General features: G+C 69.9%; 25 protein-coding genes. 12 read left to right on the forward strand and 13 right to left on the reverse strand.

All coding sequences use genetic code 11. The features are described 5' to 3' along the window. Positions 1–178: 178 nt before the first annotated feature. The 10 genes from FVE89_RS11540 to FVE89_RS11580 form a co-directional block, all read right to left on the reverse strand. Complete coding sequence (locus tag FVE89_RS11540) at positions 179–1,894, reverse strand: DUF2326 domain-containing protein (protein ID WP_116655335.1); 1,716 nt, start codon at positions 1,892–1,894, stop codon at positions 179–181. Beyond that, complete coding sequence (locus FVE89_RS11545; RefSeq protein ID WP_059408078.1) at positions 1,884–2,126, reverse strand: hypothetical protein; 243 nt, start codon at positions 2,124–2,126, stop codon at positions 1,884–1,886. Before FVE89_RS11545 ends, FVE89_RS11540 begins: the two co-directional genes overlap by 11 nt. Next, positions 2,119–3,078, reverse strand: coding sequence for an SMEK domain-containing protein (locus tag FVE89_RS11550; RefSeq protein ID WP_116655336.1), 960 nt, complete (start codon positions 3,076–3,078; stop codon positions 2,119–2,121). The genes FVE89_RS11545 and FVE89_RS11550 overlap by 8 nt, the downstream gene beginning before the upstream one ends. A gap of 230 nt (positions 3,079–3,308) precedes the next feature. Next, on the reverse strand, positions 3,309–3,785 hold the full coding sequence (locus tag FVE89_RS11555) for a DUF411 domain-containing protein (protein ID WP_116655337.1): 477 nt from the start codon (positions 3,783–3,785) through the stop codon (positions 3,309–3,311). Positions 3,786–3,805: 20 nt separating this feature from the next. Then, positions 3,806–6,967 (reverse strand): CusA/CzcA family heavy metal efflux RND transporter, encoded by a 3,162-nt coding sequence (locus FVE89_RS11560; protein WP_116655338.1) that lies wholly within the window; start codon positions 6,965–6,967, stop codon positions 3,806–3,808. Then, positions 6,964–8,487: an efflux RND transporter periplasmic adaptor subunit gene (locus tag FVE89_RS11565; protein WP_116655339.1), complete on the reverse strand. Its 1,524-nt coding sequence runs from the start codon at positions 8,485–8,487 to the stop codon at positions 6,964–6,966. Before FVE89_RS11565 ends, FVE89_RS11560 begins: the two co-directional genes overlap by 4 nt. Next, the gene (locus FVE89_RS11570) at positions 8,484–8,888 is read right to left on the reverse strand and encodes a FixH family protein (RefSeq protein ID WP_160534122.1); all 405 of its coding nucleotides are present in this window, start codon (positions 8,886–8,888) and stop codon (positions 8,484–8,486) included. Before FVE89_RS11570 ends, FVE89_RS11565 begins: the two co-directional genes overlap by 4 nt. A gap of 81 nt (positions 8,889–8,969) precedes the next feature. Next, entirely contained in the window at positions 8,970–9,383 is a 414-nt protein-coding gene (locus FVE89_RS31105; protein WP_116655341.1) for a hypothetical protein, read from the reverse strand. Positions 9,384–10,556: 1,173 nt separating this feature from the next. Next, complete coding sequence (locus tag FVE89_RS11575) at positions 10,557–11,207, reverse strand: DUF1109 domain-containing protein (protein ID WP_116655342.1); 651 nt, start codon at positions 11,205–11,207, stop codon at positions 10,557–10,559. Further along, a complete protein-coding gene (locus FVE89_RS11580) occupies positions 11,204–11,758 on the reverse strand; it encodes a sigma-70 family RNA polymerase sigma factor (protein ID WP_116655343.1) in 555 nt (184 codons plus the stop codon). The genes FVE89_RS11575 and FVE89_RS11580 overlap by 4 nt, the downstream gene beginning before the upstream one ends. A 523-nt stretch (positions 11,759–12,281) precedes the next feature. Between FVE89_RS11580 and FVE89_RS11585 the strand changes: the two genes are divergently transcribed. The 11 genes from FVE89_RS11585 (at position 12,282) to FVE89_RS11635 (ending at position 22,106) form a co-directional block, all read left to right on the forward strand. Next, on the forward strand, positions 12,282–12,893 hold the full coding sequence (locus FVE89_RS11585; protein WP_116655344.1) for a DUF2231 domain-containing protein: 612 nt from the start codon (positions 12,282–12,284) through the stop codon (positions 12,891–12,893). Between the two features lie 244 nt (positions 12,894–13,137). Beyond that, positions 13,138–13,566, forward strand: a complete 429-nt coding sequence (locus FVE89_RS11590; protein ID WP_274852096.1) for a hypothetical protein — start codon at positions 13,138–13,140, stop codon at positions 13,564–13,566. 168 nt (positions 13,567–13,734) lie between these two features. Then, a complete protein-coding gene (locus FVE89_RS11595) occupies positions 13,735–14,031 on the forward strand; it encodes a hypothetical protein (RefSeq protein WP_116655346.1) in 297 nt (98 codons plus the stop codon). A 47-nt stretch (positions 14,032–14,078) separates the two neighbouring features. Next, positions 14,079–15,611: a TolC family protein gene (locus FVE89_RS11600; RefSeq protein ID WP_116655347.1), complete on the forward strand. Its 1,533-nt coding sequence runs from the start codon at positions 14,079–14,081 to the stop codon at positions 15,609–15,611. Between the two features lie 41 nt (positions 15,612–15,652). Further along, positions 15,653–17,071 (forward strand): copper oxidase, encoded by a 1,419-nt coding sequence (locus FVE89_RS11605; protein WP_116655348.1) that lies wholly within the window; start codon positions 15,653–15,655, stop codon positions 17,069–17,071. Between the two features lie 163 nt (positions 17,072–17,234). Continuing rightward, entirely contained in the window at positions 17,235–17,525 is a 291-nt protein-coding gene (locus FVE89_RS11610; RefSeq protein WP_059408100.1) for a copper-binding protein, read from the forward strand. Positions 17,526–17,601: 76 nt separating this feature from the next. Continuing rightward, complete coding sequence (locus tag FVE89_RS11615) at positions 17,602–18,312, forward strand: copper-binding protein (protein ID WP_116655349.1); 711 nt, start codon at positions 17,602–17,604, stop codon at positions 18,310–18,312. Further along, on the forward strand, positions 18,312–19,034 hold the full coding sequence (locus FVE89_RS11620) for a transglycosylase SLT domain-containing protein (protein WP_116655350.1): 723 nt from the start codon (positions 18,312–18,314) through the stop codon (positions 19,032–19,034). The genes FVE89_RS11615 and FVE89_RS11620 overlap by 1 nt, the downstream gene beginning before the upstream one ends. Before the next feature lie 121 nt (positions 19,035–19,155). After that, the gene (locus FVE89_RS11625) at positions 19,156–19,953 is read left to right on the forward strand and encodes a GNAT family N-acetyltransferase (RefSeq protein WP_116655351.1); all 798 of its coding nucleotides are present in this window, start codon (positions 19,156–19,158) and stop codon (positions 19,951–19,953) included. Positions 19,954–20,019: 66 nt separating this feature from the next. Continuing rightward, complete coding sequence (locus FVE89_RS11630) at positions 20,020–21,324, forward strand: multidrug ABC transporter ATPase (protein WP_116655352.1); 1,305 nt, start codon at positions 20,020–20,022, stop codon at positions 21,322–21,324. A 326-nt stretch (positions 21,325–21,650) separates the two neighbouring features. Then, complete coding sequence (locus tag FVE89_RS11635) at positions 21,651–22,106, forward strand: MerR family DNA-binding transcriptional regulator (RefSeq protein WP_116655353.1); 456 nt, start codon at positions 21,651–21,653, stop codon at positions 22,104–22,106. A gap of 81 nt (positions 22,107–22,187) precedes the next feature. On the opposite strand, the gene FVE89_RS11640 is transcribed toward FVE89_RS11635, so the two are convergent. The 3 genes from FVE89_RS11640 to FVE89_RS11650 form a co-directional block, all read right to left on the reverse strand. Continuing rightward, positions 22,188–22,466 (reverse strand): hypothetical protein, encoded by a 279-nt coding sequence (locus FVE89_RS11640; RefSeq protein WP_160534123.1) that lies wholly within the window; start codon positions 22,464–22,466, stop codon positions 22,188–22,190. A gap of 110 nt (positions 22,467–22,576) precedes the next feature. Continuing rightward, positions 22,577–23,371, reverse strand: coding sequence for a copper resistance protein B (locus FVE89_RS11645; protein ID WP_116655355.1), 795 nt, complete (start codon positions 23,369–23,371; stop codon positions 22,577–22,579). Next, positions 23,371–25,173, reverse strand: coding sequence for a copper resistance system multicopper oxidase (locus FVE89_RS11650; protein ID WP_116655356.1), 1,803 nt, complete (start codon positions 25,171–25,173; stop codon positions 23,371–23,373). The genes FVE89_RS11645 and FVE89_RS11650 overlap by 1 nt, the downstream gene beginning before the upstream one ends. Before the next feature lie 423 nt (positions 25,174–25,596). On the opposite strand from FVE89_RS11650, the gene FVE89_RS11655 reads away from it, so the two are divergent. Continuing rightward, entirely contained in the window at positions 25,597–26,907 is a 1,311-nt protein-coding gene (locus FVE89_RS11655; RefSeq protein WP_116655358.1) for a hypothetical protein, read from the forward strand. The last annotated feature ends 3 nt before the right edge of the window (positions 26,908–26,910 follow it).

Raw genomic sequence — 26,910 nt, forward strand, 5'->3', positions numbered from 1 at the left:
AGGCGACATGGCCGTCCTGACGCTGAAGCCGGTCGACCCTCGACATCCTCGACCGGTGCGGCGACGCTTGGCGTGGTTCCATCGCTCAACCCTGAAGCATCATGTCCATCGGCCTGCGCACGTGCGCTTGGATCCTGATCGATGGGCCTTGCGGCGAGGAGGGTCCTGGTCCGAACGATCACTCCCGGCCAACCTCCTGGTAGTGCGCCTTGAGAAAGCGATTGCTTTTGGTGAAAGATGCCACGACGCTCTGCTCAAGCTCATGATACCATACCTCCTCCCGTGCATGCTCGATGCGGTCGACATTGAGTGTCAGGATGTACTGCTGGTTCTCGTCGAGTCTTGCCCGAGTGAGGATGAACTCCAGGCTTTTGCGCAGGGTGTCGTCGTCGACGTCGAAGATGTTATCGTGAACCAGCAGCCCGGGGTGGCGGGATTTAGTATAATCGTTCAGCAGCAGCGCGATGTCGTAGATAAACACCTTTTCCCTCTCCACGCTATGACTGCCGTCATCGTCGATCCGCAGAACGATATCGACGACGTGTTTCCTGGGGGTGGTTCGCACCTCGAAGGAAGCCTTGCGGTTGCCCTGGATGAAGTGATGAATGGTGAGGATCGTCCGCTCGAAGGACCGCAGCCGGTCCCCGGCGGCAGAGATGCTGGCCTGCAATGCCAGCCTTTCGGCCTCGATCTCGGACTTCTTGGCCTGACGTTCGATCAGCAGTTGGTCGTAACGGCCGAGGAAGCTCTTGAGCTGTCCAAGTTCATCGCTCTTCGCCTGGAAGGAGGCATAGGTCTGGCGTAGGTTGCGCAGCTGCCCTTTCTGGTCGAGAACCGCCACCAGCTTTGCGTACCGCCTATCGAGTTCTGCGAGCTGCTTGTTGAGGTTCCGGATCTCGACGTCCACCACCCTCGACTTCTCGTCCAGCAGGTGACGCTGGAACTGCTCGATCTTGGATTTGAAAGTCATCACCTCCGTGAGTTCGCGGACGATGCTGGTTCCCAGGCCGGCACGAAGCTGGTCGTAGAAGTCGCGGATCTCGCCGCTGTCTATGCCGGGTTCCAGGGCGATCGGCGCCAGGTTCGCAGCGCGCTGGACCAGCACGTCCTTGCTGCGGCGCAGGTCCGACATCCGGTCTTCGATATCGAGGATCTCGCCCTTCACGATGTCGTAGGCCGGGGCGTTCTCCAGGGCATCGATGCCTTGCCGGATCGTCTCGACCTCCTCGTCGAGGGCGTTGAGGTCGGACCGGGCGTCATCCAGGTCCTTCTGGCGAACGAGCCTCACGCTGTCCTTGATGCGAGCCTCCTCGACGGCGATGGCGTCGAGTTCCTTCTGTATGCCCTTGACGGCACGGTAGATGCCGAGGTCGATGCCGAGGAGCATGAGGTGCGGCGCGTAGTTGTCCGGTATCCGGGCCTTGGTGTCGAAGCAGCCTACAATCGACTTGAACTCGGATCGCTCGTCCCGGATCAGCGGCCCCAGGATCTCCCGGAACCCGACCTGCTCATCCTGGTCGGGGAACAGCCTTCCCGTCAGGAAATCGGTCGCATCCTTGAGCTTCGCGTAGACCGTCTCGCGCCCGTCGACGATGATCCGCGGGTGCTCCGCCTCTTCGAGCGATCTCTTGATGGTGTAACCGATCCCGTGCAGCCGGAAGTCGACGCAGATGAGGGTGCGCGGATCGAAGCTCTCCTTCGGGATTTTTGCCACGCGACTTTCCGTTTTGCGTTTGAGCAAGGCGAAGTTCAAGAATTCGATGCAGAGCGACTTGCCGACGCCGTTGTTCTTGGAGCTGGTCACGTCGCTCTCACCCAGGATCACATTGACCCCTGCCGTGAAGACGATGGGATCGATGGTCGCGGGCTCGGTGTAGAGACGCTCAATCAACATCACGGACGATCAGGTATGGTTCTTCGAAATCGATCAGGCCAACGGCGTATAGGAAGGTGATGCCATAAAAGAACGAATTCCACGCGAACCAACTCTCGCGTTTGAAACGCTCCACCACGTCGAAGATACTGACGCGACCCTTGCCCGACTGCCTGATGTACCGCGCGATCTCGAAACCGACGATTGCCGGAGACTTGTCGAGTGCCTCGTCCTTGAGGAAGATGCTAGGCATCGAGCGCGCGCTTGTTCGGGAACACGTTGCAGGCAATCAGCTGATCGACAAGGTAATATCGAATGGCGCAATCGTCGAACGCGACGGCGCTGGTGCCCATCATCCGAAGGACCTTTTCGGTCAGCGCGTCGAGGGCGGCTTTGGGATCGCCTCCATATTCCGTCAGGACGCGGTCGCTCCAATTCATGAGGTAGACCTGGAGCTTGCGCACACGCACGTGCCCGAGGTCGGTATGCCTGTTCACTTCCGCCAGCGCCCGTCCATATATCTCGTGCAAGTCGACGAACCGCTGTTCGAGGAAGGCGGCGTGATCCGCGAATCGGTCGCGGATCTTCCTGTCGGGATCGGGGTCCTCCCGGTTGTCGCCGACCGAGATCCCTTCCTCGGCGGCGCTGAGCACCTCTATGAGGCGGATCAGGGTACCAACCTCGTTGGACTGCCGGGGCTCGGGGATCTTCAACTCGTCGCGCAGGAACTCGCAGCAGCGCTCAAGCCTGTCCAAGCGAAGGTCGCCGACCTTCCTCAGGAGCTCGGGAATGTCCCAGACGTCGTCCACCAGGGACATGCTGAACACGCCGTCGCCGCCTAGGAACGACTCCCGGTACCTGCGCTTCTCTCCGATGATGAGAACGACCAGGCGGTCGTATTTGCCGTCCAGGCCGCTCGCCACGAAGCCCTTATGGGTATGCTTGATCTTGTCCAATTCCGACGTCGACGTCACCTGGATGGCGATCCGTTCGTCCTCGTCGCCCAAATCGATAGCTCGCGCGTTCCTCTCTACTATGTTGATGTTTTTCAGCTTATAGTCAAACGCCAAGTTCAGAAAATCTCGAAAAAACGCTTCCGCATGGACGTTGATGTCTTGTAGGTTGAGGCTATTGCGGTGCCCGACCGACATCCTCAATTGCGTCAAATAGTGCAAAGCGACCCCGATGAGGCTTGCGCGATTCATGGTGGTGACGAAACTCTCTCGGATCCGCAAAGTCCTAGCGTTGCGGCGCCCCCTTCGCCACTCCGATCTTCATTCCGTCGGGGCGAGGCTGTGAACCGAGTTCCCGCCTGCGCTAGGCCCGCCTTCGAGGGATGTCCGGGCACGAAGCGGGGCGTCGGCACTTGCGCGGCGGCGCGACGACCGTTCACCACCGTGGACGGCGACGGCGATCACCCGCACGTCGGCCGCGCTCAGGCCGGTTCGCCGCCACGATAACGGGCGAAGGCGGTTCGCCCCTCGGGTCCGAACAGGATCACCGCGTAGGTGGCGGGATCCCTGCCCTCGACCTCCATGCCGGGCGAGCCGGCCGGCATGCCCGGAACGGCCAGCCCGGTTCCGTTCGGGCGCTCGGCCAACAACCGCTTGATGGCGTCGGCCGGGACGTGTCCCTCGACCACGTAGCCGTCGACGAGGGCGGTGTGGCAGGAGGCGAGGTCCCGCGGCACGCCGAGACGCGCCTTCACCGCGGTCACGGGCCCCTCGGTCACCGTCACCGTGAAGCCGGCCTGGCGCAGGTGGTCCACCCACTTCGCGCAGCAACCGCAACTCGGGTCCTTCGTCACGGCGACGGTCGGCAGGCCCCTTGCCGAGCCGGATCGACCGACGGCCAGGGCCGCCGCCAGGCCCACGAGCACGGCTCGCCGGGATGGCATCATGTCAGACTTCATCATCCGCTCCCGTTGCTCACTCATTCGGCCGCCAGGGGCATCCGGGCACCTTCCCCGGCCGCCTCGACGGCCTGCGGCAACCCGCGCCCTTTCACCCAAGCATAGACGGCCGGGATCACCACGAGGGTCAGCACGGTCGAGGAGACCATGCCGCCGATCATCGGCACGGCGATGCGCTGCATGACCTCGGAGCCCGAGCCGGTGCTCCAGAGGATGGGCAGGAGCCCCGCCATGATGGCGACCACCGTCATCATCTTGGGCCGCACCCGCTCGACCGCGCCGACCATGATGGCCCGCCTCAGATCCTCGCCCGTGAGCGAGCGTCCCTCGCGGGCGCACCCGGCCCGGACCTCGTCCCAGGCATGGTCGAGGTAGACCAGCATGATCACGCCGGTCTCCGCCGCGACCCCCGCCAGGGCGATGAAGCCGACCGCCACCGCCACCGACATGTTGAAGCCCATCCACCACATCAGCCAGACGCCACCGACGAGCGCGAACGGCAGGGACAGCATGACGATCAGCGTCTCGGTCAGGCGCCGGAAGTTGAGGTAGAGCAGCAGGAACACGACCAGCAGCGTCAGCGGCACGACGATCCTGAGACGCGCCGCGGCGCGCTCCAGGTACTCGTACTGCCCGCTCCACTGCAGCGTCGTGCCCGGCGGCAGCGTGACCTCGCCGTCGACCGCGGCCCGCGCGTCGGCCACGTAGCCGCCGAGGTCGCGCCCCGTGAGGTCGACGAAGATGTAGACCGCGAGCTGCCCGTTCTCGGTGCGGATCGAGGTCGGCCCCCGGGTGAGCTCGACCTTCGCCACCTCGCGCAGGGGGACCGTACCCCCCGCCGGAAGGGGCACCTGCACCTCGTCGGCGATGGCCCTCGGGTCCGAGCGGGAGGCGCGCGGGTAGCGCACGTTGACGGTGTAGCGCTCGCGGCCCTCGACCGTGGTCGTCACGGCCTGGCCGCCGAGCGCCGTGGCGACGACGTCCTGCACGTCCCCGACCGTCAGTCCGTAGCGCCCGAGCGCGTCGCGGTCCGGCGCGATGTCGAGGAAGTAGCCGCCGACGACCCGCTCGGCGTAGGCGCTCGACGTGCCCGGCACGTCGCGCACCACCGCCTCGACCTGGCGGGCGACCTTCTCCATGGTGCCGAAATCGGTCCCGAGCACCTTGATGCCGACCGGCGTCCGGATGCCGGTCGAGAGCATGTCGATGCGGGCTCGGATCGGCTGCGTCCAGGCGTTGGACACGCCCGGGAACTGCAGCGCCCGGTCCATCTCGGCCTTGAGGCTGGCCAAGGTCACGCCCGGGCGCCATTGCGCCTTCGGCTTGAGGCTGATGATGGTCTCGGCCATCTCCATCGGCGCCGGGTCGGTCGCCGTGTTGGCACGGCCCGCCTTGCCGTAGACCGAGGCGACCTCCGGGAAGGACTTGATGATCCGGTCCTGGGTCGCCAGCAGCTCGGCGGCCTTGGTGACCGAGATGCCCGGCAACGTCGTCGGCATGTACATCAGCGTGCCCTCGTCGAGTTCCGGCATGAACTCCGATCCGAGCTGGCGCGCCGGCCAGACCGTCGCCGCCAGGACACCGAGGGCGAGCAGGATCGTGGGGATGCGCGCCCGCAGCACGCCGGCGATGAGCGGCCGGTAAAGCCAGATCAGGAGCCGGTTCACGGGGTTGCGATGCTCCGGCACGATGCGCCCGCGCACGAACAGCACCATGAGCGCCGGCACCAGGGTCACCGACAGGAGCGCGGCCGCCGCCATGGCAAAGGTCTTGGTGACGGCGAGCGGCCCGAACAGGCGCCCCTCCTCGCCCTCCAGGGTGAAGATCGGCAGGAAGCTCACGGTGACGATGAGGAGCGAGAGAAACAGCGACGGCCCGACCTCGGCGGCGGCCTCGACCAGGACCTCGACCCGTCGCTTGCCCGGCGGCGCCCGCTCCAGGTGCTTGTGGGCGTTCTCGATCATCACGATGGCGGCGTCGATCATGGCGCCGACCGCGATGGCGATGCCGCCGAGCGACATGATGTTGGCGCCGATGCCGAGCGCCTTCATCCCCGCGAACGCCATCAGGATGCCGACCGGCAGCATCAGGATGGCCACCAGCGCGCTACGGACGTGGAGCAGGAACACGACGCAGACGAGCGAGACGATGACGCTCTCCTCGACGAGCGTGTGCCGCAGCGTCTCGATGGCGGCCTCGATCAGCCGCGAGCGGTCGTAGACCGGCAGGATCTCCGTGCCGGCAGGCAGGCTCCTCGCCACCTCGGCGAGCTTCGCCTTCGCGTTCTCGATGACGGTCAGGGCGTTCGCGCCGAAGCGCTGCAGGACGATGCCGCCGGCGACCTCGCCCTCGCCGTTCAGCTCGGCGAGGCCGCGCCGCTCGTCCGGTCCGAGCTCGACCCGGGCGACGTCCCGGACCCGCAGGGGCGTGCCGCCCGAGGTCTTCAGCACGATGGTCTCGATGTCGGCGACGCCCCTCAGGTAGCCGCGCCCGCGCACCATGAATTCGAACTCGGAGAGCTCGACCGTGCGCCCGCCGACGTCGGCGTTGCTCGCCCGGATGGCGTCCCGGAGCTTGTTCAGGCTGATGCCCTGCGCGCGCAGGCGGTTCGGGTCGACGACGACGTTATACTGCTTGACGAAGCCGCCGACGCCCGCGACCTCGGCCACGCCCTCGGCGCGCGAGGCGCCGAAGCGAACGACCCAGTCCTGCAGGGACCGGAGCTCGGCGAGCGTGCGCTCACGCGCCACCACCACGTACTGGTAGACCCAGCCCACGCCGGTCGCGTCGGGGCCCAGCGTCGGCGTCACCCCCGCGGGAAGCCGGCTCGCCGCCCCGTTGAGGTATTCCAGCACCCGCGAGCGGCCCCAGTACGGGTCGGTGCCTTCCTCGAAGATCACGTAGACGAAGCTGACCCCGAAGAACGAGAAGCCCCGCACCACCTTCGCCTTCGGGACCGTCAGCATGGCGGTGGTCAGCGGGTAGGTGACCTGGTCCTCGACCACCTGGGGCGCCTGCCCCGGATACTCGGTGTAGACGATGGCCTGCACGTCCGAGAGGTCGGGGATGGCGTCGAGCGGCAGCGTCCTGAGCGCCATGACGCCTGTCGCGACCGCGAACACGGTCCCGACCAACACCAGCACGAGGTTGCGGGCCGACCAGCCGATCAGGCGCGCGATCATGGCTTGCCCTCCACATTCGCCGCCTGCCGGTCATCCGCCTTCGGGGCCGCCATGGACTTCAGCGCCGCCTTCAGGTTGCTCTCGGCGTCGATCAGGAAATTCGCCGCCGTGACCACCCGCTCGCCGGCGGCGACGCCGTCGCGGATCTCGACGAAGCCGGTGCCGCGAACCCCGACCTTGACCTCGCGCGGCTCGAAGCGGCCTGCGCCCCTGTCGAGTAGCACCACTTGCCGTGCACCCGTGTCGATGACCGCGTCGTCGGGCACCGCCACGACGGGCTTGCCCGTTCCCGAGGCGATCTCGACCTCGGCGTACATGTCCGGCAGCAGCGCGCCGTCCGGGTTCGGCAGCTCGATGCGGACCCGCGTGGTGCGGGTGTCCGGGTTCACCTGCGGGTAGATGACGCCGACCTTGCCGGAGAAGGTCCGTCCCGGCGCCGAGCGGAGGCGCACGGTCACGGCCTGCCCGACGCGGACCCCGGCGAGGTCGCGCTCGGGCACGTCGGCCAGCACCCATACGGCCGAGATGTCGCCGATCCGGAACAGGGTGTCACCGGCGGCGGCCTTCATGCCCTCGACGGCCGAGCGCTGCAGCACCACGCCGTCCCTGGCCGACGACCAGGTGATGGCCATCGGCACCTTCCGGGTGCGCTCCATCTCGTCGATGACGGCTTCTGAGACGTTCAGGTTCTGAAGCCTGCGGCGCGCCCCGTCGAAGCCCGGGTTGGCGATGAGCTGCGCGGCGGCGGCGTTGATCTCGGGCGAGTAGACGTGGACCAGCGGCTGGCCCTTGCGGACGCGGTCGCCGGTGGTGACGTCCTCGACATGGTCGACATACGCGTCCGACCGGGTCGCGATGACCGTGACGCGCCGTTCGTCGAGGGCGACGGTGCCCGGCACCCGCACGGATTGGGCGACGACCCGCCGCTCCACGGTCTCGGTCCGGACGCCGGTCCGCTGGACCTTGCCGGGGGAGACGGTCACGACGTCGCCGCCCTCGTCCTCGCCCGCGTAGACGGGGATGTAGTCCATCCCCATCGAATCCTTCTTCGGGGTCGTCGAGGTGTCCGGCAGGCCCATCGGGTTGCGGTAGTAGAGCACCTTGCGCGCGCCCCCGTCGGGCTTCCCGGCCGCCGCCGTTCCATGCGCCGCCATGCCGTGCCCGGTCACGTCGTGGCCGGCCCTGTCGGGGGATGTCGCCTCGCTCTCTCGTGCCTGGTCGAAGCGCACGTCCTCGCTGGCCCGAACCGCCCGGAAGTCGTGCCCCTCCGCAGTCGTTCTCGGCGACGCGGAGTAGACCGGCTTCCCATCCGGATCCTGGTAGTAGACCACCGGACCCGTGACCTTCGCCGGCGCCGGTGCCTGCGGACCCGGCATGCCGGTCGGAAGCCAGTGGGCGGATTCGGTCCGTGCGCGCTCGACGAGGACCGGAACGGGGCTGCCATCGCGCCCCGCCCAGTACCCGGTGCCCCCCGCCGCCGACGCGGCGAGGATCCCGGCGAGCCATGCCGAGCGGCTCACAGGACCGCCCGGAAGACGAGCCTGTCCTCGACGGTACCTGTTTCGCCCTGGACCTTCGCCCCCAGCGAGAGCCGCCAGCCCCCGGCCATCGTGAGCTTCGCCTTGAAGCGGTAGAGGCCAGGCTCCGTCGACGGGACCTGCTCGATCGTCGAGGTCATCTCGTCCATGCTGTCGGGCGCCATGTCGATGCGCTTGGCGAAGATCACCGCGTCCGGAACGGGCTTGCCGGTGCGCTTGTCCATGAGGTGCACCAAGAGGACGGTCTCGCCGACCTTCGCCTCCGTCCTGGTCAGCTCGAAGGCGTAGTCCTCGATGCCGGCGAGCGCCGGCAGGACCGGGACCGACAGGGCGGCACCGAGCAGCGCGGCACCGAGGGCGCGCGCGAAGGGATACTTGGTCACGGGTTTCGTCTCCTGAACGCGATGAGTGGCCACGCGCGGACGCGCGGCGTCGTGCCGGCGCTCACGCCGGCGGCATCGGGCTCAGGCTCGGGGGGGCTCGGGTAACGGGCGGCCGGATACGCTGGCGAAGGACGCCGCATCGGGCCACACCCGGCTCGTTCGCGTCGCTACCGGGGCCGGGACGGACGCCGCGCTCGGCGGGAGGGAGACGATGCTGGCGAGGCAGAGCGCCAGCAGCGGACAAGCGGCCTTGGCGCAGTCGGGTTGCGCCCCCTCTCCGGGCGGGCAGCACGGCATGTCGGCCATGTCCGCGTCGCCCGCGTCCATACCCTCCATCCCGGCATGTGCGATGGCCGAGGTCGTCCCAGGCGCGGCTTGCGTCATTATGAACGCACCCATCCCTGCGGCGGCCGCGGGAGCGGCCACCGGCGTCAGGGCGAGACTGAGCACCGCCAGGAGCGGCAACACTCGCCGAAGGGCGATCAAGAGCGTCACGCGGGAACGATGCCAGCTTTTCGATCCGGGCGGAAGGCCAGTGTGAAGGGAGAGGGCGCGTCCCACGTCTAGAAGGTCAAGGTTCCGTTTGGTCGGGCGGCCGATCCGCCGACCGACCTCGCCGGGTGGGCGTCCCGGGGACCCGTTCCCCGACGGGCCCGCCGGACCGTGCCATGGCGCGGTCCGCCTCGCGTGCCATGGCCGACGCCGACCGGCGGCGAGAGGCCGGATCGAGGCCGCCATGGAAGCCGCGTCGACGCCATCGGTCCCCTGGTACCCCCCGGGACGGCGGAGCGGCCCTCTTCCGAGCGCGCCATGTGGAAGGCGGCCGATGGAGGGAACGGTCGCGTGCGTCGCCGGCGTGAGCCGGTCGTCGACCTCGGGCTGTCGCGCTGGCCGCCCATCGCCAGGGCGCAGGGTCCCGCCCCCCGGCCTCCACGCGCGTGCTGTCCGGGCATCCGGGAAACCCACCGCACTCTTGGCCCTGCGCGCGGTGGGCGGTGCGGGCCGGCGCGCCAAACCCCACCCCGCACGACCCCAATCGGCCGGTCCGGCGGTTCGGACCGCGCGGGAGGTTCAGAAGTGCCGGGCGGGGGACGCCGACCGGCCGGCGGCAGGGCGGCGGGGCACCGCGCTGATCGATCCGGTCGTCAGGCCGACATCCGGAGCTTCGACCCGAGGCGGTGCGGTCCGTTGCGATTGATGCGTCTGGGGCAGAAAACGGGGTGGGACGTTGTCCATCCACCCCGCGAGGGCGTGACCCGGCAGTCCGGCGAGCATGGCGATTCCTGCAAAGGCGGGGATGATCTTGCTTTTCATGGCGGAACCCGTTGACCTGATGAGAAGCTTGACGCTCCTTGTCTTCAAGTCCGGATGTCTCGGAGGTACCGTTACAGCGCGCTGCGAACTTTCGTAGGATTAGGCCGGGGTCGCCCGGGGTGGCGCCTCGCTCATCCGGAGGGACGATCCTGCAAGCGATTGCGGGATGCGCGGCGCCCGGTTTGCCTCGCGCAGCCGGGTGGGGGTTCGTGCCCGTCGACTTTCCGGATCCCATCCGCGGCGATACCGCGGGGGGCCCTCGTCATGAAGCGTCGGCCGGCGACAGACGCTGAAGCCGTCGCGTCGCCCCTCGGACCCCGCGAGGCGATCCGGAGGATGTTCCGAACCGGCTCGCTACCAGCGAAGGAGGCGTGGCCCCAGGAGCGCTCCGACGAGCGTGCACATCGCGATCGTCCCCCCGTACCAGACGGCGACGAACGGTACGGTGTCGTCCATGCAGTGCAGCGAATAGCCGAGCGCGCTCACGGCTCCCGCGGAGAGGCCGACCAGGGCGCCCGCCCGCACGAGATCCGTCGGGGCGCCGAACCGTCGAACCGCCCACGTGACGACGGCGAACGGCACGACGGCGATCACGGGAATCGAGATGAGGCATTCGAGCCAGGTGTGACCGGATACCACGCCGTGCCAATGTTCGGCCGGCGTCATCGTGAGGCTCACGCACGCCAGCGCCGCGACCACGAGGAACGGCAAGGCGGCGACCCCGAGATGGACGCGGCTCTCGCCGCCGGGCCTGGCCGCCCTGACGAGATACCGGAGCGCGAGACCCCCGACCGCGGCCGCGAACGAGAACTTGAAGGCGAGGAACAGCAGCGGCCGGACCTCGGTCAGGCCGGGACGCAGGCCCAGAAACGCCAGCGCCAGGCACAGCGCGGCCGTCGCGCCGACCGCGACCGCCAGCGCGAGCCGGCGGGTCATCCAGGGGGCCCCGACCGGCTCGCGCTCGAAGCTGGCGCCCAGCAGGCCGATGAGTTCGTCGGTCTTCATCTCGCCTTGCCTCCCACGAGATTGGCCAGGGTCTTCAGGCCGCGGTGGACGCTCACCTTGATCGCGGTCTCGGACATCCCGGCGCGTTCGGCCGCCTCGGCGGCGCTCAGGCCCTCGACCCTCGTCGACAGGATCGCGTTCCTCATCTTGGGCGGCAGGTGCGCCAGGAGGCGCTCGACGTCGAGCGAACTCTCCGCCGCGACATGATCGTCGCGAGCCACCAGCACGCCGGCATCCTCGACCGGGACGTCGGCCGCGGCCGCACGCGTACGCCGAAGATGGTCGATGAGCTTGTAGCGGGCGATGGCGTGGATCCACGGCGTCACCGGTTGCGTGACGTCATAGGTGTGCCGCCGCACGTGGATCACCATCAGCGTCTCCTGGACGAGATCCTCCGCCTCGGTGTCGGGACGGCCGGAGCGGGTTAGCTTGCCCTTGTAATACGCGCGCAGGTGCGACCCGAGCCGCCCCAGGAAGCGCCGGTAGTCGGCCGCGCTGCCCGCAAGGCTGGCGATGAGCAGCCCGCGCAGTTCCTCCTCCGTCTGCAGCACCGGGACTAGGCGGGCCGGTTCGTAGCCGCTGAGCGGATGCCGGTGATACGTCGCATGTTCCGCCACCCCGCCGTGTCCCCAAGACCGCAGCACCATCCTGCGGGAGCGTGTCGTACGGCGATCCGAGCCCTGCGGCCCGTCGGCCGAAGGTGACGCATGATCGGCCGCGCCGCTCGGAGAACAATCCGCAAGCGGCCGCCGAAAGGTTACAGCGCTCGCGGCATGCCCGGGAGCGCAGGCATGTGCCGGGCATAATTGCCAAGCCTATGCCCCGATCTTAGACCTCGCCGGGGCCTACGCCACGGGCCGGGCGGGACGCCTCCGGAGCCTCGCCGCCCGCGCTGTCCCTTCGCATGGACAGGTCTGCCGAGAGCGCCGCCGAGAGGGCGATCTCCGATCCTGGGACGACGGCGGGCTCGTCCCGGAGCCGGCGTTCGGCGCCGTCGCTTTTTCCCCCCACCCGGGGCGGTCCGGGCAAGAAGCCGGCCCGTCCCGCCTTCGACGTCTTCCCAGGAGTACGATCATGATCGAGGTGATCCCGAACTGGCATCCGGTCGCGGTCCATTTCACGGTCGCCCTACTCATCACGGCCAGCGTCCTCTTCGCCGCGGGGACCCTGTTCAGGAAAGCGGCATCGGGGGGCGCGCTCACGGCCGCCGCCCGATGGAACCTCGCGATCGGCGCGGCCGTCACGGTCGCGACCCTCGCCACGGGGTGGTCGGCGTACAACACGGTCGCGCACGACGCGGCCTCGCACGCGAACATGACCGTCCACCTTCGCTGGGCCATCGCCACCGCGCTCGTGTTCCTCGCCGCCGCCGGCGTCGCCTGGCTGGAGCGCCGGAAGGTCGCCGGCGCGGGCGTCGTGCTGCTGGCGCTCCTCGCCGGAGGTTCCGGGGCCCTCGCGGTCACGGGCTGGCTCGGCGGCGAGAACGTCTACCGCTACGGCCTGGGCGTCATGGCGCTCCCAAAATCGGGCGACCACGTCCACCCCGCAAGCGGCGGCCATCCCCACGACCATGGCGACGACCACGAGACCGCGGACGCCCCGACCACGCCCGATGCCGCCGCGGGCAAGGTAGAGACGCGCCCGGCGCCGGACGCTCCCTCCGCACCGCACGAACACGCTCATTGACGGACGTGCCGCGGCGATACCCGACCCGGGTAGCGCCAACGTCCCTCGCATGAACGCCACGGAGGTTCCGGAACCGGTGCTGCGGTCAATCCGCGGCGTGCGACTTCGCCGTCGACACCGGCATGTGGCGAACTTCCAACACGCTGAGTTTGTGGGACATCGGTTGAGCGCCACGGATTGCAGCTTCCACCCAGGCGTGAGAATGTCCGCGAAGATTAGGCAGGGGCCCTGATCAGTGAATGTCGTGCGCGCATTGCTGCTTGCCGTACTCGCGTTGGCCTTGGCCATCGCGCCGGCGGCGCCGTGCACGATGGGCCGGCAGTCGATGGCTCACCGCCACATGGCCGCCGCCGCGGCGACGCCCCTCGCGCACGTCGCCGGCGCCTTGGGCGGCCAGAACGAGCCGGACGAGGCTGGGATACGCGGGATGTCCCTCGCCGTGCCGGCGGCGGCCGCCGACGAAGGGTGCCCTGGCCATCGGCATCGCCCCAAGCATCCTCCCTGCCCGGCGACATGCTGCCCGCTCGCGTGCCAAGCCGCGCTTCCGACCCTGCCATGGGCAAGCATCGCCCTGGAATTCCATCCGTCGGAGCGGGTCCTGATCGTCCAGGTGGACGGAGCCGTCGACGCGCATCCGCTACGGATCGAGCGGCCGCCGAGGCGCCAAGCGTGACGCGCGGGCGGATCTAGCGCCCGCCCTCGGCCGCTCCGACGGGACGGCCTCGCACACCTCCAACGAGCCGACGCCTTCGCCGGGCGCGACGCCGTCGCCGCTGGACCCGCGGCTCGTGCCACGCCTGGGCGTGCCTTCGGCCGTCCGCCTCAATCCGGGAAATCCAAGATGTTCAAGTTGCCGAGACCGGCCGCGCTCGCGGCGGTCCTGCCGCTCGCCGGCTGCTTGCCCGCCGCCGTTCCCGCCGGGCTGGTCCTCCCCTCGGAACCGGACATCCCGGTGCGGCCGCCCCGCTACGCCAAGGTGACGCAGGGCGTGAAGGACTTCGGCGTCGTCGACCCGAAGGATTGGCGCGAGCTCAATCGTCAGGTCACGCCGAAGGCCGGGTCCGGCGGGATGGGGGGCATGCCGGGCATGGACGGGATGCCCGGCATGGGCGGCAAGCGCGATTCGGGAGGGCGGTGATGGCCCGTCGCTGTAACGAAACGGGCGGCGCCGCCGGACTACCGGACATGAGTGGCACGACGACCGCGCCGGGACACGCCGGTACGACCGCGCGACCGCCGGACGAGGCCGTCCGGGGGCGGTTCGTGCGCGTGGCCGCGGGCGTCACCGGCCTCGGCCTCGCCTTGGGAGGCTGCGCGAGCTTCTCGCCGGACGCAGGCCTCTCCGTCGCCGGCGGCTACGCGGCGCTCGAACTGCGCAAGGACATCGTGAAGGCGGACGACCAGGGCGTCGCGCCGAGCGCGGACGCGCGCGTGGACGCGTTGCTGCGCCGTCCCCTGACCGCCGACGGCGCGGTGCAGGTCGCGCTCCTGAGGAACCGGGGCTTGCAGGCCGCCTTCAACGACCTCGGCGTTTCCGAGGCGCAGTACGTGCAGGCCACGCTGCCGCCCTCGCCGCGCCTCTCGATCACGCAGTGGGGATTGGGTTTCAACACGGAGATCGAGCGCGCCGTCGCCGCCAGCGTGCTGGAGTTGGCGACGCTCCCGGTGCGCGTCGAGATCGCGCGGCAGCGGTTCACGGCCGACCAGTACAACGCGGCGGAGCAGGTCCTGCGGCTCGGGGGCGAGGCGCGCCGGCAATTCTACCGGACCGTGGCGGCCAACCAGGCGACCGCCTTCCTCGAACAGGCGCTGGCCGGCGCCGAATCCGCCTCGACGCTGGCCAAGCAGCTGGGCGAGACGGGCGCGCTGAACAAGCTGGAACAGGCGCGCGAGCACGCCTTCTACAGCGAGTTGGGCGCACAGCTCGCCAAGGCGCGGGTGCAGCAACGCGCCGAACGGGAGCGGCTGACCCGACTGCTCGGTCTCTGGGGACGGGACGTCGACTTTCGCCTGCCCAACGGCCTCCCGTCCCTGCCCGGGAGGCTCGTCGACGGGCGCGCCATCGAGGCCGAGGCGATGAGCAAGCGGGCCGACGTGCAGGCCGCCCGCTTCGAACTGCAATCGCTCGTCGGGCGGTTCGGCCTGAACCAGGCCAGCGGCTTCGTCAGCGTCTTCGACGCGGGCTTCGCGAACCGGTTCTCGCAGTCGAGGACCGCGGGGGGCGAGGGCGCCGCCCCGAAGGTCGACAAGGCCAGCCTGAACGGGTTCTCGGCGGATCTCGTCATCCCGATCTACGACTTCGGGACGACCGCCGTGCGGGGCGCGCAGGAAAGCTACCTCGCCAGCGCCAACCGCCTGGCGGAGCGCGCGGTCAACGCCCGCTCCGAGGTCCGCGAGGCCTACCAGCGCTACCGCGGGCAGTACGACATCACCCGGCACTACCAGACCAGCGTGCTGCCCCTGCGCAGGACGATCCAGGACCAGGCCCTGCTCCAGTACAGCGGCATGCTCCTGGACGTGACGACGCTGATCGTCGACGCCCGGGCCAGGATCCTGAGCAACATCCAGGCGATCGAGGCGCAGCGCGACTTCTGGATCGCGGCGACCGACCTCAAGGCGGCGACCGTCGGCGGCGGGTTCTCGGGGGGCAACTTCGGCGGCGAGGCCGCCGGGGGCACCCCGGGCACGAGCCTCGCCGTCGCGACGCCCGGCGGCTGAGGTCCGGGCCCCAGGCTGCCCATGACATTCGGAGGGAATCCATGACCGACATCTCGCGCAGAGGGATCCTGGGAGCGGGCGGCCTCGTGCTCGCCGGCACCTCCATGATCAGCGGGCGCGTCCAGGCCGCAGGGCTTCCGGAAGCCCCGATCATGGACAAGGCGACCATGCAGCCGCCGCTCTATCCGACGAGCGGGCCGGACTACCAACCGGTGGTGACGCTCAACGGCTGGACGCTGCCGTGGCGGATGCGCGGCGACTGGAAGGAGTTCCACCTCATCGCCGAGCCGGTCGTGCGCGAGATGGCGCCCGGCATGGACGCCCGGCTCTGGGGGTACAACGGGCAATCGCCCGGACCGACCATCGAGGCGGTCGAGGGCGACAAGGTCCGCATCTTCGTCACCAACCGCCTTCCGGAGGCGACCGCCGTGCACTGGCACGGGCAGACGCTGCCCAACGGCATGGACGGGGTCGCGGGGCTGACCCAACCCGGCATCCCGCCGGGCAAGACCTTCGTCTACGAGTTCATCCTCAGGCGCTCCGGCACCTTCATGTACCACCCGCACTCGGACGAGATGGTCCAGATGGCGATGGGCATGATGGGCTTCTTCGTCGTGCATCCGCGCGACCCCGCCGAGCGGCGGGTCGACCGCGACTTCGTCTGGCTGCTGAACGCCTACGACATCGAGGCCGGGTCCTACGTGCCCAAGGTCAACACGATGCTCAACATGAACATGTGGTGCTTCAACAGCCGGGTCTGGCCGGGCATCGACCCGATGGTCGCGCGACAGGGCGACAAGGTCCGGATGCGCTTCGGCAACCTGACCATGACCAACCACCCGATCCACGTCCACGGCGTCGACTTCAAGGTCACGGGCACGGACGGCGGCTGGATCAACGAAAACTATCAGTTGCCGGAGGTGTCGGTCGACGTCGCGGTCGGGCAGATGCGGGCCATCGAGTTCAACGCCGACAACCCGGGCGACTGGGCGATCCACTGCCACAAGTCGCACCACACCATGAACGCCATGGGCCACAACGTGCGGACCTACATCGGCGTGAACCTGAAGAGCACGGCCAAGCAGATCCAGAAGATCGCCCCCGGTTACATGCCGATGGGGTCCACCGGCGGCGGAATGATGACCGAGATGGAGATGCCGCTGCCCGAGAACACGCTGCCGATGATGACCGGCACGGGCCCGTTCGGGTCCGTGGAGATGGGCGGGATGTTCACGGTCCTGAAGGTCCGTCCGGCTCTGGCGGCCGGCGACTACCGCGACCCCGGTTGGTACAAGCACCCGGAAGGCACCCTCGCCTACGAGTGGACCGGCGAGCCGATGCCGGAGCCGGCCCGGGCCCCGAATACCCCGAAGGGCCGCCGCGCCAGCCAGACCGACCTGCAGGTCGTCGATCCCCGGACGCGCCGTACGGCCGCGAACTCGGGCGGCCACGAGCACTAGGCGGACGCCCGCAACGCGCCAGAAGGCCTGCCCGAGCGCCACGGGCGCGGCAGGCGAACCCGTTCGGAACGGGAGCGATCCCGTCCGAAGTCCGCCGCGCCGGTCGCCGAGTCCCCTCAACGGCGCCGGCGTGGCGGTTCAATCGACCTGAGGAGAAGAAGCCATGAGAAGCAAGTTCCCGCTCGCCGTCCTTTCGGCGGCCTTCCTGGCGGTCGCGGCGCCTGCATGGGCGCAGTCCGTGAAGGGGACGGTGACGAAGGTCGACCCGGCGGCGGGCAAGGTGACGCTCGACCACGCGGCGATCCCGAAGCTCGACATGGACGCGATGACGATGGCGTACCCCGTCAAGGATCCCGCGATGCTCAAGGATCTCAAGGCGGGGGACAAGGTCGACTTCGACGTCGACGGGACCGGCGGCGCCTACACCGTCACGAAGATCCAGAAGGCGAGGTAGCGCCCTGGAGGGAAGCCCTGGCGCGGCTTCCGCCCGGTCCCGCGCGATGGCTTCGGAGCCCTGAGATGGAGCAACCATGCGACGCCTGATCCTGACCGCCGCGCTCGTGGCCGCGCTCGTCGGCCCGACCCCGCAGCACGCCGGCGCGCAGCCGGCCAAGGGCGCGCCCGCAGCGCTGGAGCGGGCGCGCGAAACGATGACGAACCGTTTCCGGGGCACGAAGCTGACCGGCGACCCGGACCGGGACTTCGCCGAGCTGCTCATCGCCAGCTACGAGGAGACGCTGTTCCTTGCCAAGACGCAGCTCGACTACGGCGGTGACCGGCAGCTGCGCGAGATCGCGCAGAAGATCCAGGACGAGCAGCAGGCGAAGATCGACGCCCTGAAGCAGTGGCAGGTCCGCAGCCGCGAGGCCGGCTACCGGCCGCAGCCGAACCAGACGCCGTCGGGCGAGGGACCGTTGGACCGTCAGGCGAAGGGCGACCCGGCCCAGGGTAAGCCGGATACACCCTCCGCTGAGAAGGCGGCCCCGCAGCCGACTCCGCAGGCGACGCCGTCGAACGCCCCGCTCGTCGCCGGAACCGTCAAGAAGGTCGACGACGCCGCGGGCAAGGTGACCCTCGACCACGAGGCCATCCCGAATATCGGGATGGACGCGATGACGATGGCCTACAAGGTCCAGGACCCGGCCATGCTCAAGGGCCTGAGGCCCGGCGAGCGGGTGCGGTTCTCGGCCGACCGCGTGAACGGCTCGATCGCCGTCACCCGCATCCAGAAAGCCAAGTAGTGGCATTCGGCCGGAACGGCCCACGCCCGGCCGCGGCGCCTCGCGCCCTGGGCGTCCTCCTCGGCCTCGCGGCGGTCGCCGGCGTCGGGTCGGCCGCGGCGGAGGGGACGGAGGGCACCGCGGGACGATTCGCGACGGGCGTCGTCGACGGGAACGCCACGGCCGGCGGTCGCACCGCCTATGGCGAACTCCTGTTGCGGGAGGCGACGGCACGCGGGGTCCCGCCCGCGCTCGCCGAGGCGGTCGCGTTCGTCGAGAGCGGCTACGACGCCGGGGCGGTCGGAACGGTCGGCGAACTCGGGCTGATGCAGGTCCGGCCTGCCACGGCGGCGATGCTCGGTCATCGCGGGCCGGCTGCGGAACTTCTCGACCCGGCCACGAACATCCGCTTCGGCGTCGCCTACCTCGCACGGGCCTGGAACCTCGCGGGCGGCGACGTCTGCCGTGCACTCGCCAAGTATCGCGCCGGCCACGGCGAGGAGCGCATGACGCCGCGCTCCGTCGATTACTGCCGGCGCGCCCACGACCGGCTGGCCGCCATGGGGTCGCCGCTCGCGGCGGTCGCGGCGACGGCCGGTCCCGGCATCCCGCGGACATCCGCATCGAAACCCCGCTCGGCACCGACGGCCGTCACGCTCCTCGCGAACCGGTTCTGGGCCGCGCACGTCGCGCGCGTCCGGGCCGTCGAGAGCCGGACCGCCCGGATCATGGGGGGCGGCTGATGCGGCCCGAATGGGCGGCGCTCCCGCCGCTCCCCTGGGTGCGCCGGAAGGCGCCGGTCACCCGTGCGCGTCGACGCATGGCCGCCCTGGCGCGCCGCCGGCGGAACGAGGGAGGCTCGGCATGACGTTCAAGCCCTACCCGCGCACGCGCGGCGACGGTTCCCTCGGCGATGGATTGGCGATGCTGCGCGCCAGGGTGGCCCGGCGCATCGCCCTGGGCCCCTACTCCAGGCGGGTCTCGATAGGTTTTGGGCGGGACCTGTCGGTCGCCATCGAACCGCCGGTCGCCAGGATCCCGGTGCGATTGCGCGACTTCCGGCCGGACGACCTCGCGGCCCTCTTCCCCGCTGGCGGCGACGAGGCGGCGAAGCGCGAACGCGCTGACGTCGAGTGGCGATTGCGCGCCGCCGCGCACGGCGTCCTGCCGAGCCGCTGCTACGTGCTCGACGAGGTCGGGTCGGGCCGCCCGTGCCACGTCCAGTGGCTCACCGACCCCGGTTACGGCGACGCGGTCCGGCGGTCCGGGGCCCTGCCGGTTCTGGCGGCCGACGAGGCCATGCTGGAGAACGCCTTCACGCCGGAGGGCTTCCGCGGCCTGGGCGTCATGGCCGCCGCCGTGCACCTGATCGCCGAACGCGCCCGGTCACAGGGCAAGGGACGCTTGGTGGCCTTCGTCGACGCCGACAACGCCGCCTCCCTCAAGGCGGTCGAACGGGCGGGCTTCAGACCCTGTTCGATCCGCACGAGACGCCAGTTCGCCTTCGGGACGTTCCGAACCGTCCGATTCGAAACGAGGGCGGGGGCCGTGGGTCGCGGCGCGCGCGCCGCGCTGGGGGACGAGGGCGACGGCGCTCTCCCAGGGGATGGCATGCCCTCGGAGGTGGACGCACGAGAGGTGGGGCCGCCGGATGCCGACTGAACCCATCAAGAACGCCGGGCCGCGAAGCGCGCCCTCCCCTCCCGGAAATTCGGACCGATCCGCCCCGTGACGGCAATCGAAGCCATCCACGCCCTCGCCCACAGGCTCACGGGCCTCGACTACCCACACGGCCACTGGTGGATCGTCGCCGATGCCCTCCTCGTCTTCGTCGTGGCGCCCGCGTGGACCGCGTGGCTCGTCGGCCGCGCCGCACTGCGCCGCCGTCGGCGGACGGCGGATGCTATCGCAGCGGCGGGAGCCACCGATGCCCTGCGGGACGCTCCGTCCCGTAGCCGTCGGCATCGCGGCTTCGCGCTCCGGCCGGGACGGCGCCTGGAGGCATACGTCCTGGGTGCCACGGCGGGCATTCAGGTCCGCCTGGTCTTCCTGTCTCTCGCCACGCTGCCGGCCGCCTGGCTGACCCTTGAGATACCCAAGCACATCGTCAACCACACGCTCGACGACGCGCGGGGCGACGGGCATCCCGGCATGACGTTCCTGGGACTCCCCCTCGGCCGCACGGAACTCCTGTTCGCCCTGTGCGCCGGCTACCTCGCCGTCCTCACCGTAAACGGCCTCCTGAAGTACGCGGCGAACCGGGTCCGCGGACGCGTCAACGAGCGCGTCGTGCGCCGCCTGCGCCTGGCCGTCCTGCGGCGCGTGCGGACGGAGCGCTCGGTCGAACGCCGCACGACGCTCTCCGCCGTGGCGGTCCAGGAGGTCGAGCCCATCGGCTACTTCGGCGGCAGCCTTGTCGCGGTCCCCATCGTGCAGGGGGGCGTGCTGGTCACGAGCGTCGCCTTCCTCCTGCTCCAGGACGTCGCCCTTGCCTTTGCCGCGCTGATCATGCTGCCGGTGCAGCTCACGGTCCTGCCGCGCCTCCAAAGGCGCCTGAACGCGAAGGTCCGGCAGCGCGTCCTCGCCACGCGGACGCTGGGCGCCCTCGTCACCACGCCCGAGGTCGCCGGGCGCCCAGGCCTCGCCCCTTCCGCGGCGGAGCGCGATCCACCCGCCTCGTCGTTGCGGCGTCACATGGCGCACGTCGAAGAGCTTGAGCGGCTCCGCGTCGCCATCAACGACATGAAGGGCGGCATCAAGAGCCTGTACAACTACACGTCCAACCTCACGCCGTTCTTCTTCTTCCTGATCGGCGGCTATCTCGTCGTGCAAGGCCGCCTCACCCTCGGCGCCCTGGTGGCGGCGCTCGCGGCCTACAAGGAAATCGCGCCGGCCCTCAGGGAGCTGTTCGATTTCGCCCAGGATTGGTCGGACGCGACCGCGCGCTTCGCCGAGGTCACGCGGGCCGTCGACATTCCGGCCGCCGTTCAGCCAGGTATCGCGAGGCCGGCGTCGGCACGGGAGGCGGCCTAGCCGATGCGCGCTCACGCCATGCGTTTCCCCGAACGCGGACGCTCCTCTTCCGCCGCCCGGGGGCCCGCGCCGGACGAGGCTCGGCCGCGGCCGTCTCGGGTCGCGAAGCCGCTCGCGGGAGACGAGGTGCCGCCTTCGGTGCTTCCAGCCGCGACAACCCTGCGGGGCCTGCGCCCGCCCGGCCCCGTTCGACCGCCCAGGATGCGACCGTACCGCGGAATTCCCCGGCATCCGCCGACGCGGGACGGTCGCGAGGTCGGATCGGTCGCGGCGTTCAAGCTCGGCCGCGAGCGCCGATGGGACCCGGTGCGACGGGAGGTGGGGCGATGAGGATCGGGGAGGCGGCACGCGCCTGCGGGATCTCGCCCAAGATGATCCGCTACTACGAGCGCACCGGTCTGATCCCATCGCCGACCCGGTCGGTCTCGGGCCATCGCGTCTACGCCGAGGAGGAGGTGCGGACGCTGCGGTTCGTGCACCGCGCCCGCCTCCTCGGCTTCTCGGTCGCCGACACCGCCACCCTTCTGCGCCTGTGGCGCGATGAGGCGCGTGCCAGCGCCGGGGTGAAGGACCTGGCCCTTCGGCGCGCGACCGACCTGGAAAGACGCGCCGCCGCGCTCGCGGACGCCGCGGCCTCGTTGCGGGGGCTCGCCGGGATATGCCCCGGCGATGACCGTCCGGAATGCCCGCTGCTCGACGCCCTCGCCCGCGAGCCCGCCCGGGCGGGCGGAGGACCCACCTCAGCCCGGCCCGCGCGGATCGAGGCCGGTCCGACCGAATGACGGGCGCGTTACGGGTCGGAGACGATCCGGGGCACGGGTGCGCTCACCCCGCGCGCATGGTCGACGTCCGCGGGACGCGGGTCAGCGCCGTTGCGCCGTGTTGCCCGGTTGGGTCCGGAGGGAACGCCGGAGCTGACCGCATCGCGCGGCCAGCAAGGCCGGGGTCTCGCCCGGCGCGAGGACGGCCTCGCCGTGGTCGGCGGCGGCGCAGCGGCCCAACATCTCGTTGAGCGTCCTCCCGTCCACCGCCCTGATTCCGTAGCCCTTCATACCCGGCTCCGTGACGGCCTGCGCTTGAGCGGATCCGAGGCCAGCCAGGAGCGCGAGCGCGGCGAGGCGTGGTCGAGAGGTGTAAGGCACGGCCGATCTCCACGGTTCGGCGAAGGAAGGCACCGCCACGGACGTGTCAGGAGGCGGCCCCTCTACCTCCGCGTGGCAATGGATGGGGGATCGGCCGGCCCGGGACCCTCTCAGTACCAGAGGCGCAGGCCGGCCAGCGCCCGCACGTCGCCGGTGCCCTCGCCGGACCGGCGCCGGTAATTCGCCGTGCCGCCCAGGAACTGCTGGTAGGAAAGGCCGACGTAGGGTGCGATCTCGCGGGTGAACTCGTAGCGCAGGCGCAGGCCCATATCGATGTCCGATACCCCCGAACCGAGCTCCCGGCCGCGGTCGGCCTTCGAGTAGGCGTTCATCTCGATCTGCGGCTGCAGGATCAGGCGCTGCGTCAGGTAGAGGTCATAGGAGGCGTTTCCCCGGAACGCGAAGCGGCCGTTGTCGCTGGCGTAGCCGGTCAGTTCGAGGTTCCAGAACCCGATGGCCAGCCCCTGGACGCCGAAGGCCGCCCAGGTGCGGTTGCGCAGGCTGTCGATGTCCGAGCGCACGCCGACCTGCATGTCGAAATAGGTCGAGATCGGCCGGGTGTAGAGGGCCTCATGGTCGCCGTCCGAGAAACGTCCACGATTGCCGGCGTTGTAGCGACCCTCCGATTTCAGCCACAGCTTGTTGTAGTCGTCCCCGATCCATGCCTGTCCGTCGTAACGGAAGTAGCTCCCGTCCCCGAAGCGACCCTCGAACTGGTTGAGGAAGGCATGGGCGTACACCCGGTCGTCGAGGATCGGGTTGCCGTAGGGCGCGGCGCCCTGCAGCGTATCCGGCCCGAGGCGCGTGCCGCCGTTGAGCAGCCCGGTCACGCTCTGCGCCAGGACGCCGGAGGGCGCGAGGACGATGAGCGGGACGACGAGCGCGAGGGTGGCGGGCGCGCGCATCACGCCCCCCTCGGCAGCACGCGCAGGGTACGGAACATGCCGGCCTCGAAATGATACAGGATGTGGCAGTGCAGCGGCCACTGCCCGGTCGCCACGGGGGTGACCAGCATCGACAGCTTCTCGGCCGGAGCGACGCTGACCGTGTGCAGGTAAGGTCGATGCCGCCCGTGCCCGTTCTCCAGCTCCATCCACATGCCATGCAGGTGGATCGGGTGGCTCATCATCGTCTCGTTGATCATCACGAGCCGGAATCGTTCCCCTACGGTCACGTCGATCGGTCCGACCTCGGTGAACTTCTTGCCGTCGAAACCCCAGATCATGCGCTGCATGTTGCCGCTGAGCCTGAGCACGATCTCGCGGGTCGGCTGGCGGTCGTCGACGCCGGGGTTGATCGAGCGCAGGTCCGAGTAGGTGAGCACACGACGGTTCAGCTGGTTCAGGCCGTCACCGGGGATGCGGGTGCGGTCGCTCAGCATCTTCGGCTTCATCTGGACCTCGACGCCGGTCTCGTCGAGCTCGACGCCGGGCGGCGGCTTCGCCATGGGCTGGTGGCCCGCGAGGCGACGCTCGTCCGGCACGATCTCGCGGGCATGCTCGCCGAGGATGCCCCCGATGCGCGAGCCGTCGGGATGGGACGCGCCGATCTGGTCGCGGCCCATCATGCCCTGCATGCCCATGTCGGTCATGGTCCGCAGCGGCCGCGGGTCGAAGGGCGGGATCTCCGCCTCCATCCCCGGCCGGGGCGCGAGCGTTCCGCGGGCGTATCCGGAGCGGCCGAGGTCCTGCGCGAAGATGGTGTAGGCCCGCGCCTCGCGCGGGCGCACGATCACGTCGTATGTCTCGGCCACGCCGATGCGGAACTGGTCGACCGACACCGGGACGACGTCGTTGCCGTGGACGTTGACCACGCTCATGGTCAGGCCGGGGATGCGCAGGTCGTAGTAGGTCGCCGCCGAGGCGTTGATGATGCGCAGCCGGACCCGCTCGCCGGGCCGGAACAGGGCCGTCCAGTTCGCCCCGGGCGGCTGTCCGTTCATCAGGTAGGTGTAGGTCTCGCCGGACGGTGCCTCCAGGCCGGACGGGTCCATGCGCGACTCGGACTCGTGCCAGCGCTCCTTGATCGTGTCGGCGAGCCCGCTGCGCTCGGCGTCGGCAAAGAACGTCCCGACAGTGCGCTTGCCGAAATTGTAGTAGTCGGCTTGGTACTTCAGCTTGTTCTGGATGCGCCCGGGGTCCTCGTCGGTCCAGTCGCTGAGAAGCACGACGTAATCGCGGTCCGCCTGGACCAGGTCGCGGCCGCGCGGCTCGATGATCAGCGCGCCGTAGACGCCCTTCTGCTCCTGGTAGCCCATGTGGCTGTGGTACCAGTAGGTGCCGCTCTGCAGCACCGGGAAGCGGTAGGTGAAGGACTCGCCCGGCTGGATGCCCGGAAACTCCAGGCCGGGCACGCCGTCCATGTCGTTGGGCAGGATGATGCCGTGCCAATGCATGCCCGTCATCTCGGGCAATTCGTTGCGGACGTTGATGGTGACGACGTCACCCTCGCGCCAGCGCAGCACCGGGCCCGGCACGCCGCCGTTGATGGTATTCGCCCAGGTCGTGGCGCCGGTCTTGTTGACCGTGCCGCGGGCCAGCGTGAGGTCGTAGCTCGCGGCGCGAGGCACGGTGGCCTCGCCGGGGCTCGCCAGGGCGAACGCGGAGCGGCTGCGCGCCGCGAGACCCGCGGCGGCGCAGGCGCCGAGGCCGGAGATGAACCGGCGGCGCGTCTGCGCCGGACCGTCCCACAGGAGCGGTGCCACCATGCGATCCTTCCTGGGCCGCGGCGGAGAGCCGGGCTAGAGGCCAAGATCTCGCGAAGTTGCGGCCTTCCCACGTGGGAGGATCAAGCTCGGCGCCCCTCCGGTGACGCGCTTCCCGATCCGGTGTGGCGCACCGGCAACAAGGCGGCTGCCGGCGCGGCGCCTTGGGCGATCCGGGACGATACGGTTCAGTCGTTGCTCCGGAGGCGGTCCGATGCGGACCGCAGGTCGGCCCCGACCGACCGCCGGGCCGCCGGCGGCCCGGTCAGCCGGTCGCGAGGCGCCTTGACGGCGGAAGCCGTCACGTCGATGACGTGCGCCCCGATGTCCTGGCCCCCGGACGTCGATTTTCCGCCCGGCGCGTGTCCCCCAGCCGTCCCCTCGCGCACGGCTGTCCGTGCTGGTGCCTTGGCAGCAAGGTCCCTCATGCAGAGCCTGACCCGGTCGGCGTGGCTGGCCAAGATCGCCGACGTCGCCGCGAACCTGTCGATCGACCCTGACGACGTGGAGACCTGGCGGCTCGCCCTCGTGCGCGTCTGGACCCTGCTGCCGCTCGCGCCGGTGACGGCGCAGGGTACCTACGGGACGCTCCCGGAGGCCGATATCGTGGCTGCGGGCGACGCGGCCTACGCCCTCGGGGGTCTCGCGCCGGGGGCGTTGAACCTGCCGGGAAGCGACAGCGACGCGGTCCGCCTGACGAAGTTGGGGGGCTGGCTGCGGGCCGCCGAGCGCAAGATCGCCGACATGGACACCGGCCGGCCCGTCCGGGACCCGAACGACGATTGGTACCACGCGGTCGATGGGCAGGGCTTCTTTCTCGTTCCGTTGCCGCGCAGCGCCTGGCGCTCTCCCTACCTGCCGGGAGCCCTGCCGCGGCCGTACACGCGTCGCGCCCTGCTGCTGTCCCGCATCGTTCCGGCGGTGATCCGAGGCCTCCCGGTCCGCTTCACCGTCCACCCGCGGACCGGCCTCGACGGCTCGGCCCTGACCTTCGGGGCGTCGCTGTTCCCGGGCTTCGATGTGCTGCCCGAGGACGAGGACGACGAGCGATACTTCCTGGCGCGGGCGGCGGTCGGGCCGACGCCGGAGGCCGTCAGGTCCGACGTCGCCGAGGCCGCGCGCCGTTCCTGCTTCGCGCACGTGTTCCCGGAGCTGACGTTGATGCCGGACCTGCGCGAGCTCGTGCCCGGGACGCTCGCGCGCGCGGACTGGAACGGCGATGGCGAGACCAGGCTCGGTCCCGACCTCGTCGTCGCCGGCTCATGGCACGTGCGCGACGGCGAGAGCGCCTGGAACGAGGCCGTGGTCTACGACGGCGCCGGCCGGGAACTCCTGCGCTTCCGCAAGCTCTTCCCGTACAGGGACAAGGATGGCCGCTTCGAACAGATCGAACTGGGGGAGGCGCTGGAAGTGCTCGTGACGCGGCGCGGCCTGTTCGGCTTCGGCGTCTGCCTCGACTTCTGCCAGAGGGTGACACCCGTCCTGACCGAACTCGACGTCGATTGGATGATCATCCCGTCCTGCGGCGACTGGCGGACCATGAGGGATCACCTCGGCGCCGCGCACCAGCTCCAGGTCAGCTTCGACACGCGAAGCTTCGTCGTCCAGCAGGTCTACCCGGAGCGGGAGGACGGCGGCTTCGGTTACGTCCTCGCCGCGCCGGAGCGGGTGGGCGACCTCCGCGAGGCCGACCTACTCGTTTCACAATCTTTCACCGTTTATACGGTCCTGCCGTAAACG

Source organism: Methylobacterium sp. 2A (genome assembly GCF_009806555.1).
Classification (GTDB): domain Bacteria; phylum Pseudomonadota; class Alphaproteobacteria; order Rhizobiales; family Beijerinckiaceae; genus Methylobacterium.

Coding starts and splice junctions, on each gene's coding strand:
- FVE89_RS11585 (WP_116655344.1), top strand. CDS start 12,282: ATGATCGAGGTGATCCCGAACTGGCATCCGGTCGCGGTCCATTTCACG.
- FVE89_RS11545 (WP_059408078.1), bottom strand. CDS start 2,126: ATGCCTAGCATCTTCCTCAAGGACGAGGCACTCGACAAGTCTCCGGCA.
- FVE89_RS11615 (WP_116655349.1), top strand. CDS start 17,602: ATGCGACGCCTGATCCTGACCGCCGCGCTCGTGGCCGCGCTCGTCGGC.
- FVE89_RS11560 (WP_116655338.1), bottom strand. CDS start 6,967: ATGATCGCGCGCCTGATCGGCTGGTCGGCCCGCAACCTCGTGCTGGTG.
- FVE89_RS11595 (WP_116655346.1), top strand. CDS start 13,735: ATGTTCAAGTTGCCGAGACCGGCCGCGCTCGCGGCGGTCCTGCCGCTC.
- FVE89_RS11540 (WP_116655335.1), bottom strand. CDS start 1,894: ATGTTGATTGAGCGTCTCTACACCGAGCCCGCGACCATCGATCCCATC.
- FVE89_RS11610 (WP_059408100.1), top strand. CDS start 17,235: ATGAGAAGCAAGTTCCCGCTCGCCGTCCTTTCGGCGGCCTTCCTGGCG.
- FVE89_RS11600 (WP_116655347.1), top strand. CDS start 14,079: ATGAGTGGCACGACGACCGCGCCGGGACACGCCGGTACGACCGCGCGA.
- FVE89_RS11575 (WP_116655342.1), bottom strand. CDS start 11,207: ATGAAGACCGACGAACTCATCGGCCTGCTGGGCGCCAGCTTCGAGCGC.
- FVE89_RS11650 (WP_116655356.1), bottom strand. CDS start 25,173: ATGGTGGCACCGCTCCTGTGGGACGGTCCGGCGCAGACGCGCCGCCGG.
- FVE89_RS11645 (WP_116655355.1), bottom strand. CDS start 23,371: ATGCGCGCGCCCGCCACCCTCGCGCTCGTCGTCCCGCTCATCGTCCTC.
- FVE89_RS11550 (WP_116655336.1), bottom strand. CDS start 3,078: ATGAATCGCGCAAGCCTCATCGGGGTCGCTTTGCACTATTTGACGCAA.
- FVE89_RS11625 (WP_116655351.1), top strand. CDS start 19,156: ATGACGTTCAAGCCCTACCCGCGCACGCGCGGCGACGGTTCCCTCGGC.
- FVE89_RS11635 (WP_116655353.1), top strand. CDS start 21,651: ATGAGGATCGGGGAGGCGGCACGCGCCTGCGGGATCTCGCCCAAGATG.
- FVE89_RS11555 (WP_116655337.1), bottom strand. CDS start 3,785: ATGAAGTCTGACATGATGCCATCCCGGCGAGCCGTGCTCGTGGGCCTG.
- FVE89_RS11655 (WP_116655358.1), top strand. CDS start 25,597: ATGCAGAGCCTGACCCGGTCGGCGTGGCTGGCCAAGATCGCCGACGTC.
- FVE89_RS11605 (WP_116655348.1), top strand. CDS start 15,653: ATGACCGACATCTCGCGCAGAGGGATCCTGGGAGCGGGCGGCCTCGTG.